21 protein-coding genes are annotated in these 25,168 nt (G+C 49.8%); 13 read left to right on the top strand and 8 right to left on the bottom strand.

The window, feature by feature from the left end:
* Positions 1–4: 4 nt before the first annotated feature.
* The 7 genes from MHI06_RS27130 to MHI06_RS27100 all read left to right on the top strand — a co-directional run bounded on the left by MHI06_RS27130 (position 5) and on the right by MHI06_RS27100 (position 8,516).
* Positions 5–1,378, top strand: coding sequence for an aspartate aminotransferase family protein (locus MHI06_RS27130; protein ID WP_340399663.1), 1,374 nt, complete (start codon positions 5–7; stop codon positions 1,376–1,378).
* Between the two features lie 38 nt (positions 1,379–1,416).
* Positions 1,417–2,706 (top strand): M20 family metallo-hydrolase, encoded by a 1,290-nt coding sequence (locus MHI06_RS27125; protein WP_340399662.1) that lies wholly within the window; start codon positions 1,417–1,419, stop codon positions 2,704–2,706.
* Between the two features lie 3 nt (positions 2,707–2,709).
* Positions 2,710–3,591 carry a nitrilase-related carbon-nitrogen hydrolase gene (locus MHI06_RS27120; protein ID WP_340399661.1) on the top strand — a complete coding sequence of 294 codons (882 nt, stop codon included), beginning with the start codon at positions 2,710–2,712 and terminating at the stop codon, positions 3,589–3,591.
* 50 nt (positions 3,592–3,641) lie between these two features.
* The gene (locus tag MHI06_RS27115) at positions 3,642–5,009 is read left to right on the top strand and encodes an NAD(P)-dependent oxidoreductase (protein WP_340402192.1); all 1,368 of its coding nucleotides are present in this window, start codon (positions 3,642–3,644) and stop codon (positions 5,007–5,009) included.
* Positions 5,010–5,551: 542 nt separating this feature from the next.
* The gene (gene preA, locus MHI06_RS27110) at positions 5,552–6,847 is read left to right on the top strand and encodes an NAD-dependent dihydropyrimidine dehydrogenase subunit PreA (protein ID WP_076319240.1); all 1,296 of its coding nucleotides are present in this window, start codon (positions 5,552–5,554) and stop codon (positions 6,845–6,847) included.
* Positions 6,844–8,289, top strand: a complete 1,446-nt coding sequence (hydA, locus tag MHI06_RS27105) for a dihydropyrimidinase (protein WP_340399660.1) — start codon at positions 6,844–6,846, stop codon at positions 8,287–8,289. Before preA ends, hydA begins: the two co-directional genes overlap by 4 nt.
* A complete protein-coding gene (locus MHI06_RS27100) occupies positions 8,289–8,516 on the top strand; it encodes a hypothetical protein (protein ID WP_062836929.1) in 228 nt (75 codons plus the stop codon). Before hydA ends, MHI06_RS27100 begins: the two co-directional genes overlap by 1 nt.
* A gap of 15 nt (positions 8,517–8,531) precedes the next feature.
* On the opposite strand, the gene MHI06_RS27095 is transcribed toward MHI06_RS27100, so the two are convergent.
* The 8 genes from MHI06_RS27095 to MHI06_RS27060 all read right to left on the bottom strand — a co-directional run bounded on the left by MHI06_RS27095 (position 8,532) and on the right by MHI06_RS27060 (position 18,204).
* Positions 8,532–10,208, bottom strand: coding sequence for a PucR family transcriptional regulator (locus MHI06_RS27095; protein WP_340399659.1), 1,677 nt, complete (start codon positions 10,206–10,208; stop codon positions 8,532–8,534).
* A gap of 341 nt (positions 10,209–10,549) precedes the next feature.
* Positions 10,550–13,786 carry an efflux RND transporter permease subunit gene (locus MHI06_RS27090; protein ID WP_169479801.1) on the bottom strand — a complete coding sequence of 1,079 codons (3,237 nt, stop codon included), beginning with the start codon at positions 13,784–13,786 and terminating at the stop codon, positions 10,550–10,552.
* Between the two features lie 33 nt (positions 13,787–13,819).
* Positions 13,820–14,767: a TetR/AcrR family transcriptional regulator gene (locus tag MHI06_RS27085; protein WP_340399658.1), complete on the bottom strand. Its 948-nt coding sequence runs from the start codon at positions 14,765–14,767 to the stop codon at positions 13,820–13,822.
* A gap of 231 nt (positions 14,768–14,998) precedes the next feature.
* Positions 14,999–15,130 (bottom strand): hypothetical protein, encoded by a 132-nt coding sequence (locus MHI06_RS27080; RefSeq protein ID WP_282435648.1) that lies wholly within the window; start codon positions 15,128–15,130, stop codon positions 14,999–15,001.
* Between the two features lie 301 nt (positions 15,131–15,431).
* Positions 15,432–15,746 (bottom strand): multidrug efflux SMR transporter, encoded by a 315-nt coding sequence (locus MHI06_RS27075; RefSeq protein WP_017691901.1) that lies wholly within the window; start codon positions 15,744–15,746, stop codon positions 15,432–15,434.
* A complete protein-coding gene (locus tag MHI06_RS27070; RefSeq protein WP_017691902.1) occupies positions 15,746–16,087 on the bottom strand; it encodes a multidrug efflux SMR transporter in 342 nt (113 codons plus the stop codon). The genes MHI06_RS27075 and MHI06_RS27070 overlap by 1 nt, the downstream gene beginning before the upstream one ends.
* Positions 16,084–16,707, bottom strand: coding sequence for a TetR/AcrR family transcriptional regulator (locus MHI06_RS27065; protein ID WP_340399657.1), 624 nt, complete (start codon positions 16,705–16,707; stop codon positions 16,084–16,086). Before MHI06_RS27065 ends, MHI06_RS27070 begins: the two co-directional genes overlap by 4 nt.
* Before the next feature lie 126 nt (positions 16,708–16,833).
* Positions 16,834–18,204 carry a phospholipase D family protein gene (locus MHI06_RS27060; protein WP_340402191.1) on the bottom strand — a complete coding sequence of 457 codons (1,371 nt, stop codon included), beginning with the start codon at positions 18,202–18,204 and terminating at the stop codon, positions 16,834–16,836.
* Between the two features lie 373 nt (positions 18,205–18,577).
* Here MHI06_RS27060 and MHI06_RS27055 point away from each other — a divergent pair, with 373 nt between their 5' ends.
* The 6 genes from MHI06_RS27055 to MHI06_RS27030 all read left to right on the top strand — a co-directional run bounded on the left by MHI06_RS27055 (position 18,578) and on the right by MHI06_RS27030 (position 25,168).
* Positions 18,578–19,525: a MerR family transcriptional regulator gene (locus tag MHI06_RS27055; protein ID WP_340399656.1), complete on the top strand. Its 948-nt coding sequence runs from the start codon at positions 18,578–18,580 to the stop codon at positions 19,523–19,525.
* A 266-nt stretch (positions 19,526–19,791) separates the two neighbouring features.
* Complete coding sequence (gene crtI, locus MHI06_RS27050; RefSeq protein ID WP_340399655.1) at positions 19,792–21,342, top strand: phytoene desaturase family protein; 1,551 nt, start codon at positions 19,792–19,794, stop codon at positions 21,340–21,342.
* Positions 21,339–22,802, top strand: coding sequence for a phytoene desaturase family protein (gene crtI / locus MHI06_RS27045; protein WP_340399654.1), 1,464 nt, complete (start codon positions 21,339–21,341; stop codon positions 22,800–22,802). Before crtI (MHI06_RS27050) ends, crtI (MHI06_RS27045) begins: the two co-directional genes overlap by 4 nt.
* Positions 22,799–23,671, top strand: a complete 873-nt coding sequence (locus tag MHI06_RS27040; RefSeq protein ID WP_340399653.1) for a phytoene/squalene synthase family protein — start codon at positions 22,799–22,801, stop codon at positions 23,669–23,671. Before crtI (MHI06_RS27045) ends, MHI06_RS27040 begins: the two co-directional genes overlap by 4 nt.
* Entirely contained in the window at positions 23,671–24,438 is a 768-nt protein-coding gene (locus MHI06_RS27035) for a carotenoid biosynthesis protein (RefSeq protein ID WP_340399652.1), read from the top strand. Before MHI06_RS27040 ends, MHI06_RS27035 begins: the two co-directional genes overlap by 1 nt.
* On the top strand, positions 24,407–25,168 hold the full coding sequence (locus tag MHI06_RS27030; protein WP_340399651.1) for a lysophospholipid acyltransferase family protein: 762 nt from the start codon (positions 24,407–24,409) through the stop codon (positions 25,166–25,168). Before MHI06_RS27035 ends, MHI06_RS27030 begins: the two co-directional genes overlap by 32 nt.

Genomic DNA, 25,168 nt, shown 5'->3' with positions numbered 1-25,168 from the left:
ACGAATGAGTTCTGTGGATCAGCAGCCGCAGCCGCTTGGCGGTACGAAGGAAGAATGGCTGGAGAAGGATCGCAAATACGTGTGGCATCACATCTCGCCTCATAACGATCATCCGATGATTGCAGTAAGTGGAGAGGGCAGTTGGATTACCGATCAGGATGGTACGCGTTATCTGGATGCGATGTCGGGACTGTGGTGTGTGAATGTGGGGCATGGCCGTGAGGAGATTGCGAGAAGTGCCTACGAACAGATGAAAGCACTCGCTTATGTACCGATGACGCAGAGTCACGAACCGGCGATTTTGCTGGCGGAGAAGCTGAATGATTGGCTGGATGGGGAGTATCGAATATTCTTCTCCAACTCGGGTTCAGATGCGAATGAGGTGGCTTTCAAAATAGCCCGTCAGTACCACCATCAGAATGGTGAGCCTACTCGGCACAAATTCATCTCCCGTCACCGTGCGTATCACGGCAACTCCATGGGAGCGCTGGGCGCCACCGGGCAAGCCGCCCGCAAGATCAAATACGAGCCGCTCGGCGTAGGTTTCTCTCATGTTCCACCACCGTATTGTTACCGCTGTCCGTTTGGACGAAACAAGGATGGATGCGGACTCGAATGTGCAACCATCTATGAAGAGGTGATTCGTTGGGAAGGTCCCGAGACAGTTGCCGCAGTAATTATGGAGCCGGTGATCACGGGGGGCGGTATGATTGTGCCCCCGCTGGATTATATGCGTACCGTGCAAGAGATCTGTCAGCGCTATGGCGTGTTGCTCATTGTCGATGAGGTCATCTGTGGTTTTGGCCGCTCTGGGCAGAAGTTTGGTCATCAGAACTATGGCGTACAGCCTGATATTGTGACGATGGCAAAAGGCATGACCAGTGCGTATTCGCCACTATCAGCAACGGCCGTGCGAGCCGATCTGTATGACACGTTCCGGGAACCCGGCCCGGATGCACACTTTCGGCATGTGAATACATTTGGCGGAAATCCGGTGTCCTGTCGGGTGGCACTGGCGAATCTGGAGATTCTGGAACGAGAGAATCTGGTCAGCCGGGCGGAAGAACTGGGATATCTGCTTCGTGAGAAGCTGGAACCTTTGCTGGAGCTGTCCATTGTGGGGGATATCCGTTCGTTCGGATTCGCCTGTGGGGTGGAGTTGATTGAAGCAGACGGATCTCCTGCGGAGGCGGATAAAGTAATGAAGGTACTCGCCAGTTGTAAAAGGGACGGCATCCTGATTGGCAAGAACGGTGATACCGTACCGGGGTTTGCAAATATTTTGACGATTTCCCCACCATTTGTCACCACCGAGGAAGAGCTGGATCTGATCGCTGGAAGTTTGCTCGTTGCACTCCGTAGTCTGGACGCAGGTTAGTTGCCATAGATGGATAACACAAAAGGAGGCGAGGCAGGATGCAGACCACAACAGGCAAACTCATTAATCAGCTTCGGCTGAATGAGCGAATTGAGCAGTTGTCACGCATTGGCCGAATCGCGGAGACGGGTGTCTGCCGACTTGCCCTGACCCCGGAAGATATGGACGGCATCATACAAGTTCGTCTTTGGATGGAAAAGGCCGGTCTGACGACTCGACTCGATCCCTTCGGCAATCTGATTGGTCGTCTGGAAGGGGAGGATCAGGCGCTGCCGATCCTCATGATTGGTTCCCACATCGACTCTCAGCCGTACGGCGGTCGATATGATGGAGCAATTGGCGTGCTCGGCGCGCTCGAAGCGGTGCAATGCCTGATCGAAAATGGCATACAGCCCCGTATGCCGATAGAGATAATTGCCTTTTGCGATGAAGAGGGTTCACGTTTTAACAAAGGCCTGTTCGGCTCACGTGGCATAACTGGTCAGTTGGAAGAAGGCGAACTGGAGCGGCAGGATAAAAACGGAGTGACCCGTCGGGAGGCGCTGGAAGCCTTTGGCTGTTCTCCTTCGGATTTTGAAGAGGCGATCTATCCGCCAGGTTCCATAGGCAGTTATCTGGAGTTGCACATTGAGCAGGGGCCGGTGCTGGAAGCGATGAATGCACCAGTAGGTCTGGTGACGGGCATATCGGGCCCGCTGTGGCTTACGGTGACGATGAAAGGCATGGCCGGTCATGCTGGTTCCGTTCCCATGGGGATGCGGCATGATGCTTTGGTAGGCAGCGCCAAAGTCATTGCGGCTTTTGACGACATGGTGAGAGAAGACCCGGAAGCCCCAACCGTAGGTACGGTGGGAAGTCTGAGGGTGTTTCCAGACTCGCGTAACATCATCCCGGAGGAAGTCAGTTTCACGGTGGATTTACGAGACATGGAGATGGAGCGCAGGAACCGGCTTGAAGCCCGATTGATGAATATGTTGGATGACATGAGTTCCCGATATGGTCTAACTTACTCGCTGACAGAGGATACGAATAGTGAGCCGAGGTATTGTGCAGAGCCGATCATGTCGGTGATTCGTTCATCCGCGAAAGAGATCGGGATTACTTTGCCAGAACTGATGAGTGGTCCGTTCCATGATGCATTGGCCCTTTCGCTTGTGTGTGATTATGGCATGATCTTTGTCCGCAGCAAGGACGGTATCAGTCATCATCCCAGCGAATATTCCTCCCCGGAGGATATTGGACTGGGCACGGAAGTGTTATATCGCACCATTCGGAGGATGTGCAGTGGAATGAACCAACCAATCATTTTAACTGAGGAGGCGTTATGACGTATGGGCAAAATCAGCATCGGATTAATCCAGGCTTCTCATGAAATCGAAGGTTCGGCTCCCGTTGAGGTGCACAAAGAGGCTGCAGTTCAGAAGCACATTGCGCTGGTCCGTGAAGCGGCTGCAAGAGGCGCCAAGATCATCGGATTGCAGGAAGTATTCTATGGGCCTTACTTTTGTACAGAGCAGAATCCCAAATGGTATACATCCGCTGAACCTGTGCCGGAAGGGCCAACGACCAGACGTTTTCAGGAACTGGCGAAGGAGCTTGCGGTAGTGATTATTTTACCCGTGTACGAGGTGGAGGGCATTGCTTCGTATTACAATACGGCAGCTGTCATTGATGCAGATGGTACGTATCTGGGCAAATATCGCAAACATCATATCCCACATGTGGAAGCAGGTGAGGGTACAAATGGATTCTGGGAAAAGTATTATTTCAAACCAGGTAACCTCGGGTTTCCGGTATTTGATACGGCCTACGCCAGAGTCGGCGTGTACATCTGTTATGATCGTCATTTTCCGGAAGGGGCTCGATTGCTTGGGCTCGCGGGGGCAGAGATTGTGTTTAATCCGTCCGCTACGGTTGCGGGTACATCGGAATATCTGTGGAAACTGGAACAGCCTGCTCATGCGGTAGCTAACGGCTATTATGTTGCAGCTATCAACCGGGTCGGCGTGGAAGCGCCATGGAATATGGGTGAATTTTATGGACAGTCGTACCTGGTCGACCCGCGAGGCAGAATGGTAGCGATCGGCAGCCGGGATCAGGATGAGGTCGTTATTGGCGAGATGGATACGGAGATGATTCGTGAGGTGCGTAATGTGTGGCAGTTCTACCGCGATCGCAGGCCGGAAACGTACGAACATCTGGTTAGCCTGTGAACGTAGCTGGAAGCTAGTCCGGATCAAACTTCAGGAGGTGCATGACATTGATGAACAGCTCAGGAACAACGTTATCCGATTATGGGTGGGAGAGTCGGTTTGCCGAGATGAAACCCGCCATGACAGGCAAGGAAGCGATGGAGGAGTCAAACCGCTGTCTGTACTGTTACGATGCACCTTGTATAAAAGCCTGTCCAACTGATATCAACATCCCTTCTTTTATTAGCAAAATATCCACAGGGCAGCTGAAAGGTTCGGCCCGCACCATCATGGATGCGAATCCGGTTGGAGCCAGCTGCGCACGTGTCTGTCCCACAGAGGAACTGTGTGAAGGCGCATGTGTGCTGAACGAATCGTCGAAGCCGATTCGGATTGGTGACTTGCAGCGTTACGCCACCGACTGGGTGCGGGCGAAGAATGAGCCGTTATTCCAGGCAGCGCCTGCCAATGGGAGAACCGTCGCTGTTGTGGGAGCAGGGCCTGCGGGATTGTCGGCAGCACGTGAACTGGGGCGTGCAGGTTATGAGGTGACGATCTATGAAGCCAAACCCAAGGGGGGCGGGCTGAATACGTATGGCATCGTATCCTTCCGTCTGCCCGAATCGGTTGCGCTATGGGAAGTGGAGCAGGTGGAGGCACTTGGTGTGCAGATCCGTTATGGGGTGCGCATCGGTGTGGATATTCCTGCTTCGCAGTTGCTGGAGCAGCATGAAGCGGTCATTCTGGCCTGTGGCATGGGTTCAGTACCTATGCTGGGCATTGAAGGGGAGACACTGGAAGGTGTCTATGATGCGATTGAACTGGTGGAGTCTACCAAGCAAGGTGTTCCGCCCGCGCTGAATGGTCTGAAGGTCGCCGTTATTGGCGCGGGCAATACGGCGGTAGATGCAGCAACCTGTTCGGTACGTCTTGGTGCCGAGCGGGTGCAGATGTTATATCGGCGCGGGGAAAGCCAGATGACGGCGTATGCGTTTGAATATACGTTTGCCAAGCAGGAGGGTGTGGAGTTCCGCTGGTTTACCATGCCGCAGCGTATCATTGGAGACGAGAACGGTCGGGTTCAGGCTGTGGAATGTGTGAAAATGGAGTTGATTACCCCGCCTGGTGGTGGGCGTGCGTTGCCCATGCCTGTGGAGGGATCGGAGTTCATGATTGAATGTGATACGGTCATCCGGGCGATTGGGCAGCATCGGTTATTACCATTAATCGAAACGTTTGGGCTGCGTCACCACTGGGGCGTCGTTGAGATCGAGCCGCATACGTACCGTACCTCACACCCTCAGATCTATGCGGCAGGAGATGTTATTTTTGGTCAGGGCCAGGGTGAGGCGATGGTTGTCTCGGCTGCACAGCAGGGTAAGCTGGCCGCTGCGGCAGTCATGAAGGCATTGCCTGGACAGGTGGAAGAGACAGCGTGAGCAGTTCGTTGAATCCACATGTGTCTGATGCGCTAAAGAACCCTACACATCTTATAGTGGCAATAATGGAGGATTGAAAAATCTAACGAATCTCACACGTCTTATTTTGATAATAAACCGTTGAAATGAAGCCGAAATGAGCTACTACAGTAATATAAGCTTTCTACGATTCGTTAGATTTTGAAATTGCCCCATAGGGCCCGAATAAGAGCTGTACGGTTCGTTAGAATTTAGGTGCGTACTATCCAGAAACACCATTACTACGCAGAAATCCTGAGCACGACCAAATATCCAATACAACGATATACATTGAACTAAACATTTACACGAAACGGAGAGGACAGAAAGAACCTGAAGAAACGAAGCTAAAAGCTTTCTGAAAGAAAGCTGCATCGGAAGCATAAGCTCGCCTTTATTCCCGGATTTTCCCTTTAGAAAAGGAATTAAAAAAAATCTGGGAATAACAGCGATCGGAAGGTTGTTCTGTTATCGGAGTTTCCAGTGTAACTAGTAAGTTCAAACAACACCAAGGAGGGATCGTTATGGCTGACTTATCCATTAATCTGGCAGGTATTCGATCACCCAATCCATTCTGGCTGGCTTCTGCACCACCAACCAATACGGGATATCAGGTCCAGCGTGCGTTCGAGGCGGGCTGGGGTGGTGCGGTGTGGAAGACACTGGGTGAGCCAATTATCAATACATCCTCGCGTTTCGCGGCGGTCCATTTTGGCGGACAACGGGTGGCGGGGTTTAACAATATTGAATTGATATCCGATCGTCCACTGGAAGTGAATCTGCGGGAGATTGCCGAGACCAAGAAACGATTCCCAGATCGTGCGGTTATCGCTTCACTGATGGTGGAACCTACGCGAGAGAAGTGGCATGAGATTGTGAAAAAGGTGGAGGCCGTCGGCGTCGATGGCCTGGAGCTGAACTTTGGCTGCCCGCATGGCATGGCCGAACGTGGTATGGGAGCTGCCTCTGGTCAGCAACCTGACCTGGTCGAACTCCAGACGATGTGGGTGAAGGAAGTGGCGACCACACCGGTGATTGTGAAGCTCACGCCGAATATCACGGACATTACGGCGACTGCCCGGGCAGCTGTTCGCGGTGGCGCAGATGCGATCTCCCTGATCAATACGATTAACTCTCTTGCAGGTGTGGATCTGGATTCGTGGAATACGGTGCCGCATGTGGGCGGCAAAGGAGCACATGGTGGATACTGTGGACCAGCGGTAAAGCCCATCGCACTGAACATGGTTGCGGAGTGTGCGCGTAATCCGGAGGTAGGTGTACCGATCTCGGGCATAGGCGGCATATCTGATTGGCGTGACACAGCAGAGTTCTTACTCATGGGCGCCACAGGGGTCCAAGTATGTACTGCAGCGATGCATCATGGATTTCGCATTGTGGAGGACATGATTGATGGCCTGAACGATTACTTGGATGAAAAGGGTCTGAGCAGCGTAGCAGAACTCGTAGGTCAGACCGTTCCGCGGTATTCGGATTGGGGCAATCTCGATCTGAACTACAAAGTGGTCGCCCGCATCAACCGCGATGTCTGCATCAATTGCAACAAATGCCATATTGCTTGTGAGGACACCTCGCATCAATGTATTGATATGTTGACCGACCCGTCCGGCTCCTATCTGGAAGTGGTGGAAGAAGACTGTGTTGGCTGCAATCTGTGTTCGATCGTTTGCCCGGTGGATGGGGCGATTGAGATGGTTGAACTTGTGCCAGAGCAGGAACCTGTAACCTGGAATGAACGTCAGTCTGCAATTGCGATGCTGCAATCGGTTAGAGATCAATCAACCAAGGAGGCGATATCATGAGTACCCGCAAATTGATTCGTAACGGTGTTTTGGTCACAGCGTCAGATACCTTTGAAGCAGATATTTTGATCGAAAAGGGTAAAATCACACAGATTGGCATCGGACTGGTGCCTGATGAACGAACGGAGATTGTGGACGCTTCCGGCTGTTATGTCATTCCGGGCGGGATCGATCCACATACCCATCTGGATATGCCATTCGGTGGAACCGTAACGGCGGATGATTTTGCGACGGGAACGACAGCAGCAGCCTTTGGCGGTACAACGACGATCATTGATTTCTGTCTGACACAAAAAGGTCGTCCATTAATCGAATCTCTCCAGGAATGGCATGCCAAAGCCGAGGGTAAAGCCGCCATCGACTACGGTTTCCATCTCATGATCGGCGAGATGAATGATCACGTGCTGGAAGAGCTGCCGCAGATCATTGAAGAAGAGGGTGTGTCATCCTTCAAGGTGTTCATGGCGTATAAAAATCAGTTTCAGGCCGATGATGGGATTCTCTTTCAGACGTTGCAAAAGGCAAAAGAGTACGGCGCACTCGTCATGGTTCATGCCGAGAACGGGGATGTCATTGACCTGCTGGTTCGACAGGCGCTCGCCGAAGGGCGCACGGAGCCGATTCATCATGCGCTGACTCGCCCATCCATGCTGGAGGGAGAAGCGACAGGCCGGGCGGCCCGTCTGGCTGCACTTGCGGATTCACAGCTGTATGTCGTGCACGTGACCTGTGCGGAAGCGGTGGAGCAGATCGCGCGCATGCGTGAAATGGGCTATCGGATCTGGGGGGAGACCTGCCCTCAGTATTTGACTTTGAATCAGTCGATTATGGATCAGCCAAACTTCGAGGGTGCAAAGTATGTCTGGTCACCACCGCTGCGGGAAGCAGCGCATCAGGAAGTACTGTGGAACGCACTGAAAAGTGGTCAGTTGCAGACGATCGGCTCTGATCATTGCTCATTTAATTTCAAAGGGCAGAAGGACTTGGGCAAGGATGATTTTAGCAAAATTCCTAACGGAGGGCCGGTCATCGAAGATCGTCTCAGCATTCTGTATTCCGAAGGTGTAGTCAAGGGGCGGATTACGCTCAATCAGTGGGTTGATCTATGTTCGACAAGAGCGAGCAAGTTATTTGGATTATTTCCGCAGAAAGGGACTCTGGCCGTAGGGACAGATGCGGATATCGTTATTTTTGACCCATCTGTAAACAGGGTGATTTCGGCAGATACGCATCATATGAACGTGGATTACAGCGCATTTGAAGGTATGCAGGTACAGGGATGTCCGGTGACGGTGCTGTGTCGCGGAGAATATGTCATTCGAGATCGGCAATTCGCCGGATTGGCAGGAGCGGGGCAGTATGTGAAGCGTGCTAAATACGATGCAGGTGCACCCATGCCGATGAAACAGCCCGTGACAGCAGTGAATGGAGGGATAAGCTGATGTCGGATCATGATGTGTTTGAGGCCGAGAGGATCGCCATAGAGCGAATGGTTGCACAAGGTTATCGGATCTATGCGGTACGGGAACATTTGGAGGGTGCTCACGTCATATGGGGGCACCCGGATCTTCCCGAAGAGAAACAAGAGCAATACGTGGGCACGGCGTCTGGACGGAAGTGGTTCAGTCATATTCTGATTCGTCAGCTTCAGGAGCAGCGGGGAGCTTAGACAATGCCTAGCTCTTCACGCGATTGGACCATGAACATACTCATAGGCGTAGATGGCAAGTTCGATCGCGACCCTTTTCTCGGGGAGGATATAGTCTTCTCCCAAAAGGGCTTCGATTTTATCCAAACGGTGATACAGCGTCTGTCTGACAATATATAGAGCGGTGGCCGTCTCTTGCTTGGAGCAGCACAGGACCAAATATTGCTTGAGGGTCCGCAGCAGCTGACCTCCTTTCTCCACATCGTAACGAATGAGCGGCCCCAGGTATTCTTCGATGAAATCATCCAGATTACCGCTCTGCTTCATGCTGGCAATGATGCGATAACAATGAAGGTTGCTGTAAAAGGGCTGCTGCATCTCGCCGATGTCCTTCTGAATTCGCAGTGTCTCCTTCGCGGAATCCAGGCTATCCTTGAGACGGGAGAGGTCCGCGCAGCTATGACCGATACCGAACAGGCCTGAGAAGAGGCGGTGGGTCTGTTCCTGCTCGTGCTGCTGCAATTGTTCGATGCAGCGCCATAGACTACTTTTGCGCTGAGATCCAGGCAGTGGGTCGAGAATGATAAGAATGATCTGATGGTTTAGAACTGTGCTGTAGAGGGTGAAGTTCTCCCGCGCAAATACCGACCGGGCGACGATGTTGCGTTGGATCAATAACTTCTGAAGTCTGAGGCTATCTGTGTATGCGGGATTGCTGTCGAATAAAATAATAGTGGCTTTGCTCGTTGCGAGAAGGGGATTAACGGCAGATATATATTCATGGATTTCCTTCGTGGAGTGGTGTCCGTTAAGCCAGTCAATGACCCACATATCTTCTTTGTACCGACGTTTCTCTTCCATGTACTTGGTTCGCATCCAGTCTTGGGCAATCGCGGCCGCGCAACGTTCCAGTGCCTGAAAGACGAATTCATCTGAGGGTTTGATCGGTATGCTTGAATCGTGATCCGCCAGCTTTTGATGCATCAGCACGAGGTCGGCAAAGGTATAGTCCAACGCCTGAACAGGCATGCTGATCAAATCCAATGCGCTCTCCGTGTATACTTTTAACGCTGTAATATGCTCCTCCGCTGACTGTCCTCGCTGTAAAAACCAATCCTGCCGACGAGTCTCTAGCTCCTCTGGAGGGCAGTAGGGAACGGCACTTGCTTCCCCTTCAAGTGGGTATAACGCCACGGCATATCCGGTTGTTCGTGACAATAATCGAAGCAGAGGTTGTACGCCATCTCCATTCAGAAGAAGTTGGTTGAAGGAGGTGGTGAGACGATCGAGTTCGGCAATCATCCGCTGATGACTGCGAATCAGGGTAAAATGCAGGTCTTGCGTAATATCAATATAACGGACTTGTTCGCGGAACCAGATCAGCGGAAAATCCGCGGCGACTGCAATTTCTTTCATCGCACCGAGCTGCGATTTGGTGTGATCCCCCAGTTCCATACAGAGTCCGGCAGCCCCACGTGCAATTAACTGACGCAAAAAAGACAGGCCGTGCTGCTCACCTTCCTGCCAGCCAATGCCTGTCGTAAGAACCAATTCCCCGCCATTGAGCAAGTCCCCTACCTCAGGAACCTCCATGATATGAACCCAGCGAACATACCGCTCCAGTGCACGATCACTGGCCAGAACTTCCGCCTTGCGAAATACGGGACGTTTTAGCATGTCTCTGATCTGAATATGAAGCATTGTCTCCCCCACACAACCACCATCCTTCCCCAATCACATGTGACCTATCTGAAGTCTGGAATCCGTCAACTTACATAATTAATCCATATTATAAGTTGATTTACAGCAGATGGGCTAAAATCTCACGTTCATTTGTTTCAAATGACAAACGGATCTGTTCTTTTTGTCATTTTGATTAAAATGAAGCATTTCTATGTCATTCTATGTATCGTGTAAATTTTCATAAAAAAAAGCCCCTTAACATCACATCGGAATTCAATCATTCCAATATGCGCTAAGGGGCGAGAAGTTAATTAGTATAGTCTACATTTAAGTTGGACTCGAACCGTTACATGAGAACGACTCTCTACTTCTTAATCTTCGATTCTTTTCTTTTTAAATTTCATCAGGAACTCATACACAATCGGTACGATAACCAGCGTGAGCAGCGTGGAGCTGATCAGACCACCGATTACAGTGATTCCCAATCCTTTGGAGATGATACCGGCACTCTCTTCAAGACCCGTTACCAGTGGCAACAGGGCACCGATGGTAGCGAGAGCGGTCATCAGAATTGGACGCAGACGAGTTGCACCGGCTTCCAGCAAGGCTTCACGGGTAGGCATACCCTCTTTTTCCTTGTGAATAACACGGTCGATCAACACGATGGCGTTGGTGACCACGATCCCGATGAGCATCAGTCCACCCATCATGGCTGAGACGTCAAGCGTACCACCAGCGATGAACAGACCTACCATAATACCAATGACTGTAAATGGCAGGGAGAACAAGATTGCGAATGGTGCCAATCCGCCGCCGAATGTAACAACGAGCACGAAGTATACAATGGCGATGGCCGCCAGCATGGCAAGACCCAGTTGAGTAAAGGTATCATTAATCTGTTCGGTTGTACCACCGAACTTCACTTCAACGCCATCAGGCAGATCCAGCTTGTCGATCTCAGCCTGTAAGTTACTCGAAGCTTTTTGTACATCCGAAGCCAAGATGTTGGCTGTGACTTGCACGACAACCTTACCATCAATTTGCATGATGGAGTTCGGGGACGTACCTTCTTCCACTTTGGCAACATCTTTGATCGGTACTTCGATGCCAAGCGGTGAAGTGACGGTTTCATCTTCAATCTCATCAATACTGCTGAATGTTTTGTTGTCTGTCTCTACATAAACTTTATACGTTTTGTTATCGATATCGACTTCCGTGAGCACAGGACGTTCCCGTGCCGGGCTCAGCGTCATAGCCAGTTGGCCTGCAGTGAGGCCCAGAGAGCTTAGTTTCTCCTGATCTGCCACGAGCGTATACTGCCCGTAGGTGTCAGCGAGTGATGTATCTGCTTTTTCAAAATTATCCGTATCTGCCTCAACCAGTTTCAGAATTTCATCTGATACAGGTTTGAGTTGCTCTACATTATCGCCATAGATGGAGAGGCTCAGACCACTGCCACCCAGACCGCCGGACATGTCAAGCTCATTCCAGGTTCCTACGGTAACTTCCTTCTTCAGACCTTCGACAAGTTGTTCTTTCACTTGAGTAAAGTCTTTCGTATCTTCGTTATATTCAATATAGAAGAGAGCCGAGTTTCCACCACCGCCACCCATACTGCTCAGTGGGTTCGTGCCGCCGATGGAATATTGCATTTTCTCCAGACCTGGTTGTTCCAGCAACCACTTCTCGGCAACGAGTGCTTCTTTTTCGACATCTTCACGCAAAGCTCCGGTTTGTGGACTGTACGTAATGGTCACGTATTTATCCTGTTGTTCTGGCAAAAAGCTTGCACCGATGAACGGGTACAGGAACAAACTGCCGACCAGCAGCAATACAGCGCCACCAACCGTGATGAGTTTATGTGACAGGGTCCAGTTCAGGAGGCGTTTGTAACCTTCCGCCATCTTGCCTGGTTTTTCTTCGTGATTTTGCTTGTTCTTCAACCCTTTACGGAACAGGGTGTGCGCAAGCATTGGCACGATGGTAATGGCAACGATCAGGGATGCCAGCAAGGCGAATACCATGGTCAGTGCAAATGGCAGGAACAGCTCACCCACCATACCGCTTACCAATGCCAGTGGCAGGAATACCGCAATCGTTACGATGGTGGAAGAAAGGATTGGCACAAACATCTCGCGCGTTGCTTCGCGAACCAGTTCACGGCCTTTCAGTTTCTCGCCTTTGAGTGTTAATCTGCGGTAGATGTTCTCGATAACAACGATGGAGTCATCGACAACCCGTCCGATGGCAACGGTCATGGCACCCAGCGTCATCATGTTCAAGGTAATATCCATCATATTGAGCGCAGTCAATGCCATGAGCAAGGAGAGCGGGATCGAGATAATGGAAATAATAGTTGAACGGATATTACGCAAGAACAGCAGGATGATCAGGATGGCAAACAAGGCGCCAAAAACGGCTTTGCCCAACATCGTGTTCACCGAGTCCTGAATCGGCTTACCTTGGTCAAGCAGTACAGTCAAATCAGCATTTTTGAACTGCGTCTGCAATTCTTCCGCTTTGTCTTTGACTGCGTTAACGACATCAACCGTGTTGGCATCGTTGGATTTTACAACGGAAATACCGATCGATTCCTTGCCGTCTGTCCGGGAAATGGATTCCGCTTGACCGATGACTTCGATCTTGGCAATTTCACTTAGTTTTACAGTTGGAATGCCAGGCGCGTTGGCAGCGCCCGATGGGCTACCTACACTGGCATTACCGCCAGCGGCTTGGCCCGCAGCCTGGTCTGTTCCTTGTGCAGAGCCAGGAGCCGTACCTTGACCAGCTTCATCAGTTGGTGCTCCAGAGCCTTGTGGGGCTGAGTTTGAACCATTACCTGTAGAAGCCCCAGCACCGCCGGGTACGACTGGAATGGCAAGGTTTTTCAGATCATCGATGTCGATGATGTTTCCATCTACGACAACGGCCTTCTGGGATTTATCCAGTTCGAACAGTCCAAGGGGCACACGAATGGATGAACCTTGAACGATACCGTTTACCGTATCTTCAGTGAGGCCCAGCTCGGACATTTTAGCTTGGTCAAACTTCAATTGAACTTCTTTCACATATTGACCGGAAACCTGAACTTGAGCTACACCGTCAATATCTTCAAGTGCAGGCTGAATATCCGATTCAACCAGTCTTGTCAATTGTTCCAGGTCGCCGCCGTCTTTGTCGGACAAGCTCAGAGATACAACCGGGAAAGAGTTAATGCTGAACTTGGAAATGGTCGGCTTCTGCACGCTGTCAGGCAGTTGGACTTCATTCAGTGCCTCACGAACGGTTGCCGTCGCGTTGGTCAGATCTGTTCCATAATCAAATTCGAGTGTGATCGATGCTGCGTTCTCCATGGAAGTGGAGGTCACCGTCTTCACGCCATCTACATTGCGTAGTTTTACTTCCAGCGGCTTCGTGACATCCTCAACAATTCCCTCCGGTGCAGCCCCCGGATCAATGGCAGTGACATTCAGAAACGGTACGTTGATGTTCGGAATTGTCTCTTGTTTCATCGTCAATCCGCTGTACAAACCTGCGAAAGAGATGATAATCGTCAGAATCCAAATCGCAAACTTGTTGTTCAGTGAAAAATTAATAATACCTTTCATACGATGGTTTCTTCTCCTCTCTGTTTCTCCTGTTTATGTGTGTGACGAGTCAGCTTGGATGAACCGGCTATACATGGCATCCAGAATATGCTGAAGCTCGGAGTGCAAAGGTTTAATGGCAGTTACGTTCTCCAGATTGTGCATCATGCCCAGAATAATGGCACGCCGCGGTGTGAATTCCATCATCTCCTGCCTCAGAATGGCAATGGTCTCAAGTGCATCATTCTTTGGTTGTCCAGTAGGCAATTCGGAGGCAGCGATATCCTGCATTTGCTTGATAATATGAATAGGATGCCGCATCACCGTGGAATCCGGATGGGGTTCGGTAATCCAGGCAGGCCAGTCCTCCAAAGGAATCAAAGGCAAAGGTCGCTGCTTAAGGAATCCGTGCGCTGCATAGTCCATCATTTGCAATAAATTTGTTGCCATTTTGGTAACAGTAAGGGACGGCATCTCCGTAAACCAGATTTTGACGTAGGAGAGGAACAGCCCCTGTGTCAGTAAAATAAGGTCAATCGTATAAGGTTCAATCTCCGATCCGTACTGCTCCTCCAGCTTATCCTTAAACCAATGTAAGGTACGAACCTCCAGATCTCTTTGCAGCGGATGGCATTGTTCCTTGCGTTGCTGTTCATCATCCATCATCATGCTGCGCATCTGTACTCGCAAAAACTCCTTGAGTTCGGCAACATGGATCAACAGTGCCTCGATCTGCTTGTGCAGACGTTCTCGCGAGGTGAGGCTGGTTTCATGCTCAATCTGTGTCATCTCGTCCATTAGTGTGTACATGCAATACTCCAGAGTACTGGCTTCTAATTCCTCTTTGGATTTGAACATGAGGTAAAGGCTGCCTTTGGACATCCCGCATAATTCTGCAATCTCTTGCATGGATGTTGCAGCACTGCCTTTGGATGAGAATAACTTGAGTGCTGTAGTAATGATGAGTTTTTTCTTCTCATTCATCTCATGTATAGGGTTCATTAACGATACATTCACCTCATCAGGGAACTTGTGAGTTCTTGAATTGACTTTAAGGTCAAACCAAGTATAAACGATCTGGTTGAAGGAATTCAAATGGGAGTAAATTGGAAAATGAGAGTGGGTTAAGAAGTGATATCTGTATAGTGACATGAGGCTGAATCAAGGAAGTAGGCATAACAAGTAAGAAGTTGCAGTCTGTATGTACAATAAAAGTCACAAGAACGGATTAGGCTAGTTTTCTCCAGTGAAGGCGTAAAAGGCGAGTATGATAATGGTGATAAGTGCGATTAGGTAGAAGATAGCCATACCGATCAGAAGGGTATACCCTGTATAAGCACACATGCGTACCAATAACTTTCTCATGATTACACCATCCTTTCTTACGTAATAGAGTTTAGAGAGGTTCCCTATTTATATCATATCCCAAAAAAGACGACTTCCTGATCGAAGTCGTCTTTTTTATATTACTAAATTTAATAGATATCATAATGGAAGCTAAGAATTACACGATAACGGAGATTGCAAACCAACTTGAAGAAACGAAGTGTTCGCCTTTATCACCGGATTTATTCCTCTTCAAAGGGGATAAAAGAAATCTGGGGATAACAGCGATCGGAAAGTGGTACTGCAATCGGAGATATAGAGTGTAATTCAGTTCGTTCCGTTATGTGATCAGTTTCAGACCAACCGCTGCCACCAAAATCATGGCGATGAACAGGATCCGCTTCGCTTCTTTCCGTTCACCGAACAGGAACATGCCTGTTAACGTACTGCCCACCGTCCCGATCCCAGTCCATACGGCATACGCTGTGCCCATGGGAATGGACGTCATGGCGTAGGACAACAGCGAGAAGCTGAACACAAAAGACACCAGCATAAGTACGATGTATGGCCATCCTTTCTTGGTGGAAGCACCATTAATACCGATTACGCCGAAAATTTCACATATCCCTGCACCTACAATTGCCATCCAAGCCATTATACTGCACCTCCTTTGGCTTCTTGCTGATCCGTAACCAGCTTCAGTCCGATTACGCCGCAGAGCAGCAGCCCAATGAGCAATACTTTTGCCAAGCGGAACGGCTCACCAAACAGTACCATTTCCGTAAGGACGGTACCCGCCGTACCAATTCCCGTAAAGACGGCATACACCGTACCCACAGGCAGTCTTTTGGAAGCGGCAATGATCAGTCCAAAGCTGATCACGATGGCAATCCCCGTCAAAGTCCACTCCCAGGCATTCGAGGCATGTTTCAGCCCGCTTACCCAGACAATCTCAATAATTCCACCGATAAATACATATAACCAGTTGCGGTTCATGGTGTTGAATCTCCTTCCGGCACAATGCTTTGTGCCTCTTCGTTCAAATGATGAATGCCATGCCAGAAGACAGGCCAGGCTGCTTCCAATCGTCTCTTGTACCGACGGGAACTTCCATAGATAATTTCCACGGTAATACCGTCGAGAAACGTCATGAATGCAATGGCAGCCTGTTCCGCGGGGATGGCCGGAATATCTCCATTACGCATGGCCCGTTGCAGCAGACGAGTTAGCGCGCGTTCCATTCCGTCGATAAACGGATATACCAGATCCATCACTTCGCTATACAGGGAAAGTGGTGGGTAAAAACAATTGCGCAGCATCAAGCGAGCAGAGGCGTGTGCATTGTACTCTTGTTCAAACCAGACCAGTAAACCCTTCAGCCTGTGCTCCAAGGGCATGTCCGCATGATCACGGAAATACTCCAGCGTGTGCCGCTGCACTTCTTGAAATGCAAAGGCCAGTGTGTGTAAAAACAAGTCATCCTTGCAGCTAAAATGTGCATATATGGACGGTTTTTTAATTCCGACTTCATCAGCAATAGCTCTCAGAGAAGCCCCCTCATAGCCATCTCTCGCAAAATGGAACAAGGCTGCATCCCGAATGGATTGTGCAGTCATTCAATCACCTTCCTAACGGTCGTTAGGTAATTATATTTTCACACTTCACATCGCCTGTCAAGATGAAAATATCCGCCTGCACAGTAGAGTACAGGCGGATATAAAAGGTATGAATGTGGTTTCTGATCAGAAGGTTGTAAGACCCAGAATCAGCTGCAGCTTATATAGGATACCTTTCAAAAACGTAGTCTTCTCCTGAAACTCATCCAGGTCTAACGTGAACTCAGCATCATTATTATTCCAAATCCGCTCAAAATAATTCGCGATATCAACCGTGAACTTATTGTCTGGAGGTGCAGCAACCCATAGATCATTCTCCAGATTGTAGTCATTCATGTTTCGGGGCGTGAAATTAGTTGAGCCGCCAAGGACAATATGATCCCCGGTTGCTTTGGCAATATAGATCATCTTGGTGTGGTATTGCTCCTTGGTGGTGTTATACCAGCGGATCTGTATTTTACCGTCTGATTTATCATGCAATTCGGCCGCGACAGGACGGTTCGGTATGCCGATCTTTTCCTGACCAAAGGCATTTTCATTTGGATCGAGCACTAGCCGGATCTCGGTTCCTCGTTTCGAGGCTTCCAGCAGGGCTTCCAACACTTTCGGAGAGGCCACATAGAACATGCCCATCCATAAGGTGTCACCTTTGCCAGCTTGATTGATCTCATGGAGTACGGCGTCATTCACTTTGCCTTCAGTTAAATAGCGAATGCGTAGATCTCCTGTGTTTGAATCCGTGGAAGGGGCCGTGTAGGTCGGAACCTGACCGCCGCCTGAAATATCAAGTACAGCTTGCTCTGACTTAAGAATGTCCCCAATGATCGGACCAGTTACTTCAAAAGCAATGTTCGAGTGGTAGGCACTCGCATCATGGATATTGCCAGAAGAGACAATCGCCGTCTTCTCACTAACAACAACCTTGCGATGATTCGCCTTCACATTGAGCAGCTTGAGATAGGAACGCACAGTGACATCCGGACCATCCGTAGCCATCAGGTTTTTGATCCATCCATCTCCGGATTGACCAAACCATTGAAAGAAGGTCCGCCAGACCGCAGAGTATACTGGAGTTGAATCACGCAGAGGGTCAACATCGGTGATGACCACGTTAATGCCGGCTTGTGTCATTTGTTCCAGCAACGGATTGGGTGCTGAGTTATAGTTGGTGTTTACTTCATCTGTAATGAACCAAATGTCCATGTCCGGGTGCTGATTTTTTTTGGCAACCAGCGCTTCGGTAAATTCGGAACTGACAGGTGGAAAGTTCTGTCCCTTATGTTGATAATTATTGAACAAGAACATATCGACCAGGACAAACTGCTCTGCTTCCTCCACAATCTGCATCATGCGCTGAAAGATCTGCTGTTCATGCTGCATCTGTCCGTCAGAGGAAGGATAAGTGAGGTCGTGCAGGAACTCGACTTGATCCACTCGATACTCTGGACTTTCATAGGAAATGCCAGGTGGTAATGGTTTGTAGGTCTGATAGAGCATGACGGCGATGAGCCATAGTGCCAATAGGACGAGACCTGTTCGTATGTATGGAAATTTGCCGCGTGAAGACTTGCGGTCTGATGTATGGCGGCGTAATGAGACCAACGGTGGACTCCCCCTTCTGTGCTTGCTGACTTCTATTACCACACGGATGTTAACGTTGACGCAGTATAGACCGGAAGGAGAGCAAATATATCCGTAAAATGCAGAACACTAAATTGGAAGGATGCAATCGACAGGTCTGTGACCGTTGTGTATAATGAGTGTATTATTTTTGTAGAATGTTGGGGTTTTCATATGCCTGACAAGGACGGGAACCAATGATATAACCTGTGTATTATGGACACATATAGGAAAGAAAGTGGGTAATAAAGTGTATTCCATCAAACAAGTCGCTGCCATGCTCGGTATCAGGGCGGTAACAATCCGGGCTTGGGAGAATCGGTATAGTGCGGTCACCCCTGAGCGGACGGAATCGGGTTATCGAATGTACACCGAAGAGAATGTTGCGGATTTGCGCTGGTTAAAAGAGCAGGTAGAGCTGCATCAGACCAATATTTCGGAAGCGGTACGGATGTTGAAAGTAAACAAATTAAATCCGCCTGAGGCGGCCGTGCCCACGCCGATCATGGCTCCGGTGCCTACGATGGAAGAAGCCTATGCACGCATGGCAGATCAGATCTATGACTCGCTCTACAACTTTCAGGGTGAACGTGCCAATGGTCTGATCGATTTTGGTTTTACCATGTACGGGTACGACTCGATGTTCTATCATGTGCTTGTGCCGATTCTGGTTCGGGTTGGAGATGCATGGGAGCAAGGCAGAGCTTCGGTGGCGCAGGAACACTTCATGACACAGCTGATATCACAGCGCTTTTATCAGTTTTTCCATCTGTTCCCGATCTATCCGCATCTGCCCAAAGTTCTGGCGTTGTGTCCGGAAGGGGAACATCATCAGGTGGGGTTGCTGCTGTTCTCTCTCTTTATGCGCAAAAATGGAGCGGAAGTACTGTATCTCGGTGCCAACACGCCAGAGGAAGGCATCTTCCCCATTATCCGGGAGCAAAAGATCAAGTTGGTCTGCCTGTCGATTACAAGTCCAGGGCTTCTTGAAAAATGTGATCAACTCGTCGAGCGTATTATGAACGAGTTCCCGCATATTCGCTTTGTACTTGGAGGTAAAGGTTATGAGCGTACAGAGCATGCGCGTTATCCACATTGGATCATGCCGGAGAGTTCTGCGGATTGGCAGTCGTGGATGGAACGGGAATATCTCGCAGAGCAACCACCCGGTGTACGGTTCGGACAGGCCAATAATTAAACATAATCTCAAATGATATGAATAGGTTAGTGTATAAAGGACATCCTTTGACGAAAGTGATCAAAGGGTGTTTTTTGTGTTTATAAATGGGTTAATAGAGTATTTTGACCGACGGGTCATTTTTTAGTTTACAAGGCCGTATAATATTTGTATTATATTTGTATAATGTTTTTGCTAGTTACCCGCTTAAAGTGTTCTTGGGCGGTTTAATAATAGGTTAGGGGCTAGAGAACTATAGGAATTCCCTACATAGAAAGGTGAGTGGCATGATACCGAATCAACAACGCAAACGTGCAGCTGTCATTGGCGCAGGTCCTGGCGGGCTTGCAGCAGCGATGCTATTGTCCGGTCAGGGATACGAAGTAGATGTGTACGAGAAACAGCCAGTCATCGGGGGGCGTTCTGCCAGACTGGAACTCGGCGAATATCGATTCGACCGGGGTGCAACATTTTTGATGATGCCGCAGCTGATTGAAGAGATGTTCGATGTGGTCGGACGCAAATTATCCGAATATGTAGATATGAAAGAGCTAACCCCGCTGTATGCACTGAACTTTGGTGATAAGGTGTTCAAGCCTTCTCGTAATCGGGAAGATACAGCTGCACAGATTAAGAAATTGTTTCCGGGTAATGAGGACAATTACCTTCGCTTCATGCAAGAAGAAGAAGTGAAGTTTGGCAAAGTCATGCCTTTGCTCCGTCGTCCTTTTGGCAAGCTGACTGACTATTTGCGCAAAGATGCGATAACAGCTCTACCCAAGCTTGATGTCCACAATACGGTCTACGGGATCTTGTCCCGCTATTTTACAGACGAGCGTCTACGCTGGGCATTTACATTCCAATCCAAATATCTCGGCATGTCTGCCTGGGATTGTCCAGGCACCTTTACCATACTATCGTTTATTGAGCATCACTACGGGTTGTTCCACCCCATTGGCGGCGTGAATCGGATCTTCCAAGCCATGGCCGATGTCGTGGAAGAACATGGAGGACGCATACATACTTCCACTCCAGTGAAACAGGTCATCGTTCGCAATGGTCGTGCAGAAGGCGTATTGCTGGAGAGCGGTGAACGCATCGAAGCGGACCATGTGGTTGTGAACGCCGACTTCGCGCATGCGGTGAACCATCTGTTTGAACCGGGCGTGCTTAAAAAATATACTCCTGAGAAAATGAAACGCAAAAAGTATTCCTGCTCTACAGCAATGTTGTATCTGGGTGTGGATGGTGAAGTAGATCTACCACATCACTCGATCTATTTTCCAGAGGACTACCGGTTGAACGTCGATGAGATTACAAAGCACAAAATGCTGTCTGCCGATCCATCTCTATATATTCATAACCCTTCCAGACTCGATTCGACGCTGGCACCGGAAGGAAAATCTGCTTTGTATGTTCTTATGCCTACGCCTAACCTTACCGCAGACATCGATTGGGATGCAGAACGGGAGAATGTGCAGGAGGCCATGATGAAACGCATGGAAGGCATTCCTGAGCTGGCAGAAATTCGCAGCCGTATTGAAGAATGTATGCTGTTCACTCCACTCGATTGGGAGAATGAACTGGATGTGTACCGCGGAGCAACGTTCAACATGGCGCATAATTTGGGTCAGATGATGTATCTGCGTCCACATAACCAGTTTGAAGAGTTGAAAAGTGTATGGCTGGTGGGCGGTGGAACACATCCGGGAAGTGGGTTGCCAACGATCTTCGAATCGGCACGGATCAGCGTGAGGCTGATACAGGAAGAGGACGCGCGCACACGCTCGAAACCATCCTCTTATGTGAAGACGGCAGAAGCCGGAGGGCATTCATGAAGCGGGCCGCTATTGTAGGCGCAGGGATTGGTGGACTCACTTCGGCACTGTTGTTGAATCGTCAGGGATGGGATGTCACCGTGTATGAACGGGGTTCCCGGGTTGGCGGACGCATTGCATATGAGCAGGAAGGGGAGTACCGGATCGATCAGGGGCCGACGATTGTGCTTCTGCCTGAGATGTTACTTGGCATCATGGAGGAGGCAGGCGTAGATCGTTCGAAGATTGAGCTGCTTCGCTGTGATCCGTTATACAGAGTGCACTATCACAGTGGTCGTGTCATGACCAAGATGACGTCACGTGAAGAGCAGACGGCGGAGATTGAACGTTTGTTCCCGGGAGAGAGCCGGGGATTCACACGGTTCATGAAAGACATGGACACGTTGTTTCCGGCAGGACGGGCAGCGTTTCTGGAGAGGGCTTTTCCGCGCAAAAGGGATTTCTTCACCCCTTCGCTCATGTCCCTCATGGGCAGATTGCGTGCACACAAAAGTGTTCGGAAAGCGGTAGGCGACTATTTTCAGCACGAGGAATTGCTCGACGCGTACTCTCTGCAAAGTTTATACATCGGTGGATCACCGTTTGGGACGCCAGGCATCTATTCTCTTTTGCCTTACGCAGAGCATGAATATGGCATCTGGATGGTCAAAGGCGGATATGCAGCATTGCCGGCTATTCTGGAACAGGAACTGATATCACGTGGTGGACGTGTCGTGCTGAATTCGGAAGTTACCGGGCTCACGATTAAAAATGGTGTGTGTGAAGGTATAGAAACGGCAGCAGGCGCAGAAAATGTGGATGCAGTTATCTACAATGGCGATTTCCCCCATCTTTCAGGTTTGCTTGGTCAATCCCCAGAGGTGGCGCGGAAAAGAAAGCCGTTTCGTCCCTCTTCCGGATGTGTATTGCTCTATGTCGGCGTGGACAAAACCTGGGAAGATGCTACGACACACCAGTTCTTCCTGCCACCGAGTCTTGAAGGTAGTTTACAGGAAGTCTTCAATCAGCGACGCATTCCGGCAAAGTCCTCATTTTACGTATTTAATCCGGTCGCATTGGATGAAACTGCAGCGCCTCAAGGACAGAGTGTATTGTATTTCCTCATTCCCGTACCAGATGCGGAAGGTGTCGACTGGGATCAGGAGAGCGAAGCATTGGCAGAACGGGTACTGGACGAAGCGGAGCAACGGGGATTCCCGGGACTTCGTGCAGCGATCAAGTGGAAAAAGGTGCGTACACCCGCTGACGCAGAGCGAGACGGGCTCTATGGGGGCGGAAGCTTCGGCATTGCGCCAGTGTTGTTCCAGTCCGGTGTATATCGACCACAACCCAAACCATTTCCCAATATACAGGGATTATATGCCGCAGGAGCATCTGTACATCCTGGAGGCGGAGTACCGATTGTGATGCAGAGTGCACGGATGGCCGTCAATCAACTCATGAAGGAGATGGGAACATGAATGAAGCGATTTTGAGCAGGTGTGAAGAGTTGATGCAAAAGGGTTCTTCCTCTTTTTATCAGGCCTTTAGAGGGCTGCCAAGTCCACGTCGGGAAGCGGTATATGTCATTTATGCCTTCTGCCGCATGATTGATGACAGTGTAGACGAGCCGGAACATTCGCCCTATACAATTCACGAGATCCATGATTTGTTTGATCAGTTGGATGACGCGGAAGGACATTTTATCTGGCCAGCACTGAGATGGTTGTTCAGCAGTTTCCCTCATCTGGATAAGGGGCCATTTTTCCGTCAGATGGAAGGGCAGCTCACGGATCTTAAAGTAACGCATTATACAACGATGCAGGAACTGGAGCATTATTGTTATCTGGTAGCTGGAACCGTAGGCGAGATGTTGTTGCCTGTATTGCGGGATGATAACGGCGCGGAAGTAGCTGTGAACGGGATTGCTTTGGGTAAAGGAATGCAGATCGTCAATATTATTCGGGATGTTGGTGAAGATCGGGCCAGAGTGCGCCGGTATGTTCCGCTGGAGATCATGGAGAAGCATGGTTACACCGAGCAGGACTTCGAAGACGGGATCGTGGACGAACGCTTTATTGCCATTGTTCACGAATTAAAAGCGGCAGCATTGAACTGGTTCCGTATTGGCATGGATCGTCTGGATACGTACCCAACGGAAAGTGCGTTTTCCATCGAGCTGGCAGCAGCCTTTTACTCCACCATTCTACACGCGGTTGAACGCAACGACTATGACGTATATACCAAGCGGGCCTATGTTAGCGATGAATTGAAACTGGAGATGCTGGGTGCGATTGTGAAACGTTACCCGATGCTGGCCTATCAAGCTTCCCGAACGGCGGTATCCTGATGGTCCAGTGGCTTTACTGGGCGTGGTATGTCATTGGAGCCATCTTGATGCTGACGATCGGCGTGCCTGACGTATTATCTTTTTCGAATGGTTTATTCCTAATCTTCTACGCGTTGTATGTTCTGGATCTGATCTACCAAAGGCGTAATCGGACAGGTCTGTCCGACCAGTCAGTCATCTGGTTGAAACCCGGACTCTGGATAGCCTCTGTGATCATCTGGCTGGGAGGTATGGGCGTGGAGTGGGTAGGGGTTCATACCCACTGGCCTTTTGGCGAGTATGCTTACTCGGACTTCTTTGGGATTCATCTGTTCAGTGTGCCAGTTACGCTGGGTTTCGCCTGGATCGCAGTGGTTGGTAACTCCGCGCTGTTAAGTGGTGGCGGTTCAACTTGGACTGGCAAACTGCTTCGGGCAGTGAAGACCGGGTTCTGGGCAATTGTACTCGATTTGGTACTCGACCCTGTTGCGCATGCGAGAGGATTCTGGGAGTGGCAAGCTCCAGGTGGTTTCTACGGTGTTCCGTGGACCAATTACATAAGCTGGTTTATCATGGGCGCATTCTTATCCCTCTTCCTTCCGGCCATGCCTAATGACCGTAGCTCATTGCTACGTGCCAAATGGTTGTACCAGCTGTTTATTCTTCTGTTCGGCCTACTTGCCCTAAAGGAAGGAATTACAGGTAGCTTTATCATCGCTATTGCTGGTGTGCTTCTTGCCGAAGGGAGCTGGCTCTATGATTCGCGCCGTAAAATCAAAACCGTTTAATCAGATTTTTTCCTTATACAATCACTATTATCTACTGCGTCGGCGCTTCCGCTCCTTCACTCTTTCGGGGTCATTGGACCCCCAGGTGGATCTTAGGGACAACTCTCCGATTGAGCCAAACCGCCCGGTGATTTACTTCATGAACCACAGCTCCTGGTGGGATGGTCTGCTGCTCTATCATGCGGCCAGGCAGACATCGCGAGGAGATCATTATGTGATGATGGAGGAGCAGCAACTTCAGCAATATGCTTTTTTTCGTAAATTGGGTGCGTATTCGATCAATAAGGAGAGTGCTTCCGGTATTCGGACCTCTCTACAGTACACCAGTGAGCTGTTGAATTCGGGCAAAAGGGTCTGGATTTTTCCGCAAGGAGAAATATTGCATCAGGAGGCTAGACCAATTCAGTTCCGTCCAGGCATCGGATTGTTGCTTCGTCGCTCTCCGAATGCCATCGCCGTACCGGTAACCTTGTGCCATGGGATGGTCCAGCATGATCTGCCGGAAATATCGATGCAGGCTGGCCCTCCTGTAATGGAAGACTGGAAGGCGTTGAAGAGTGAAGAGATTGCCTCCAGACTCGGCCATGTGCTGGAACAGCAGTTAGACGATCATAGATCAGAGCTTGTACGGATGGGACAGGGGAGTTTGCCAGATGCGCTTCCGTTGATTCGTCATGTACGTTCGACAAGTGAAAAATACGATGCGGCACGAAAGCGGGTGAACCGTTAG

Origin of the sequence: Paenibacillus sp. FSL H8-0079, assembly GCF_037991315.1 — a bacterium.
GTDB lineage: Bacteria > Bacillota > Bacilli > Paenibacillales > Paenibacillaceae > Paenibacillus.
This window is presented reverse-complemented; position numbering and strand designations above follow the sequence as displayed.

Coding starts and splice junctions, on each gene's coding strand:
- MHI06_RS27070 (WP_017691902.1), bottom strand. CDS start 16,087: ATGAACCGCAACTGGTTATATGTATTTATCGGTGGAATTATTGAGATT.
- crtI (WP_340399654.1), top strand. CDS start 21,339: ATGAAGCGGGCCGCTATTGTAGGCGCAGGGATTGGTGGACTCACTTCG.
- MHI06_RS27085 (WP_340399658.1), bottom strand. CDS start 14,767: ATGAACCCTATACATGAGATGAATGAGAAGAAAAAACTCATCATTACT.
- hydA (WP_340399660.1), top strand. CDS start 6,844: ATGAGTACCCGCAAATTGATTCGTAACGGTGTTTTGGTCACAGCGTCA.
- MHI06_RS27030 (WP_340399651.1), top strand. CDS start 24,407: ATGATTCGCGCCGTAAAATCAAAACCGTTTAATCAGATTTTTTCCTTA.
- MHI06_RS27115 (WP_340402192.1), top strand. CDS start 3,642: ATGAACAGCTCAGGAACAACGTTATCCGATTATGGGTGGGAGAGTCGG.
- MHI06_RS27035 (WP_340399652.1), top strand. CDS start 23,671: ATGGTCCAGTGGCTTTACTGGGCGTGGTATGTCATTGGAGCCATCTTG.
- MHI06_RS27130 (WP_340399663.1), top strand. CDS start 5: ATGAGTTCTGTGGATCAGCAGCCGCAGCCGCTTGGCGGTACGAAGGAA.
- MHI06_RS27100 (WP_062836929.1), top strand. CDS start 8,289: ATGTCGGATCATGATGTGTTTGAGGCCGAGAGGATCGCCATAGAGCGA.
- MHI06_RS27090 (WP_169479801.1), bottom strand. CDS start 13,786: ATGAAAGGTATTATTAATTTTTCACTGAACAACAAGTTTGCGATTTGG.
- MHI06_RS27065 (WP_340399657.1), bottom strand. CDS start 16,707: ATGACTGCACAATCCATTCGGGATGCAGCCTTGTTCCATTTTGCGAGA.
- MHI06_RS27060 (WP_340402191.1), bottom strand. CDS start 18,204: ATGCTCTATCAGACCTACAAACCATTACCACCTGGCATTTCCTATGAA.
- MHI06_RS27080 (WP_282435648.1), bottom strand. CDS start 15,130: ATGAGAAAGTTATTGGTACGCATGTGTGCTTATACAGGGTATACCCTT.
- preA (WP_076319240.1), top strand. CDS start 5,552: ATGGCTGACTTATCCATTAATCTGGCAGGTATTCGATCACCCAATCCA.
- MHI06_RS27120 (WP_340399661.1), top strand. CDS start 2,710: ATGGGCAAAATCAGCATCGGATTAATCCAGGCTTCTCATGAAATCGAA.
- MHI06_RS27125 (WP_340399662.1), top strand. CDS start 1,417: ATGCAGACCACAACAGGCAAACTCATTAATCAGCTTCGGCTGAATGAG.
- MHI06_RS27040 (WP_340399653.1), top strand. CDS start 22,799: ATGAATGAAGCGATTTTGAGCAGGTGTGAAGAGTTGATGCAAAAGGGT.
- MHI06_RS27075 (WP_017691901.1), bottom strand. CDS start 15,746: ATGGCTTGGATGGCAATTGTAGGTGCAGGGATATGTGAAATTTTCGGC.
- crtI (WP_340399655.1), top strand. CDS start 19,792: ATGATACCGAATCAACAACGCAAACGTGCAGCTGTCATTGGCGCAGGT.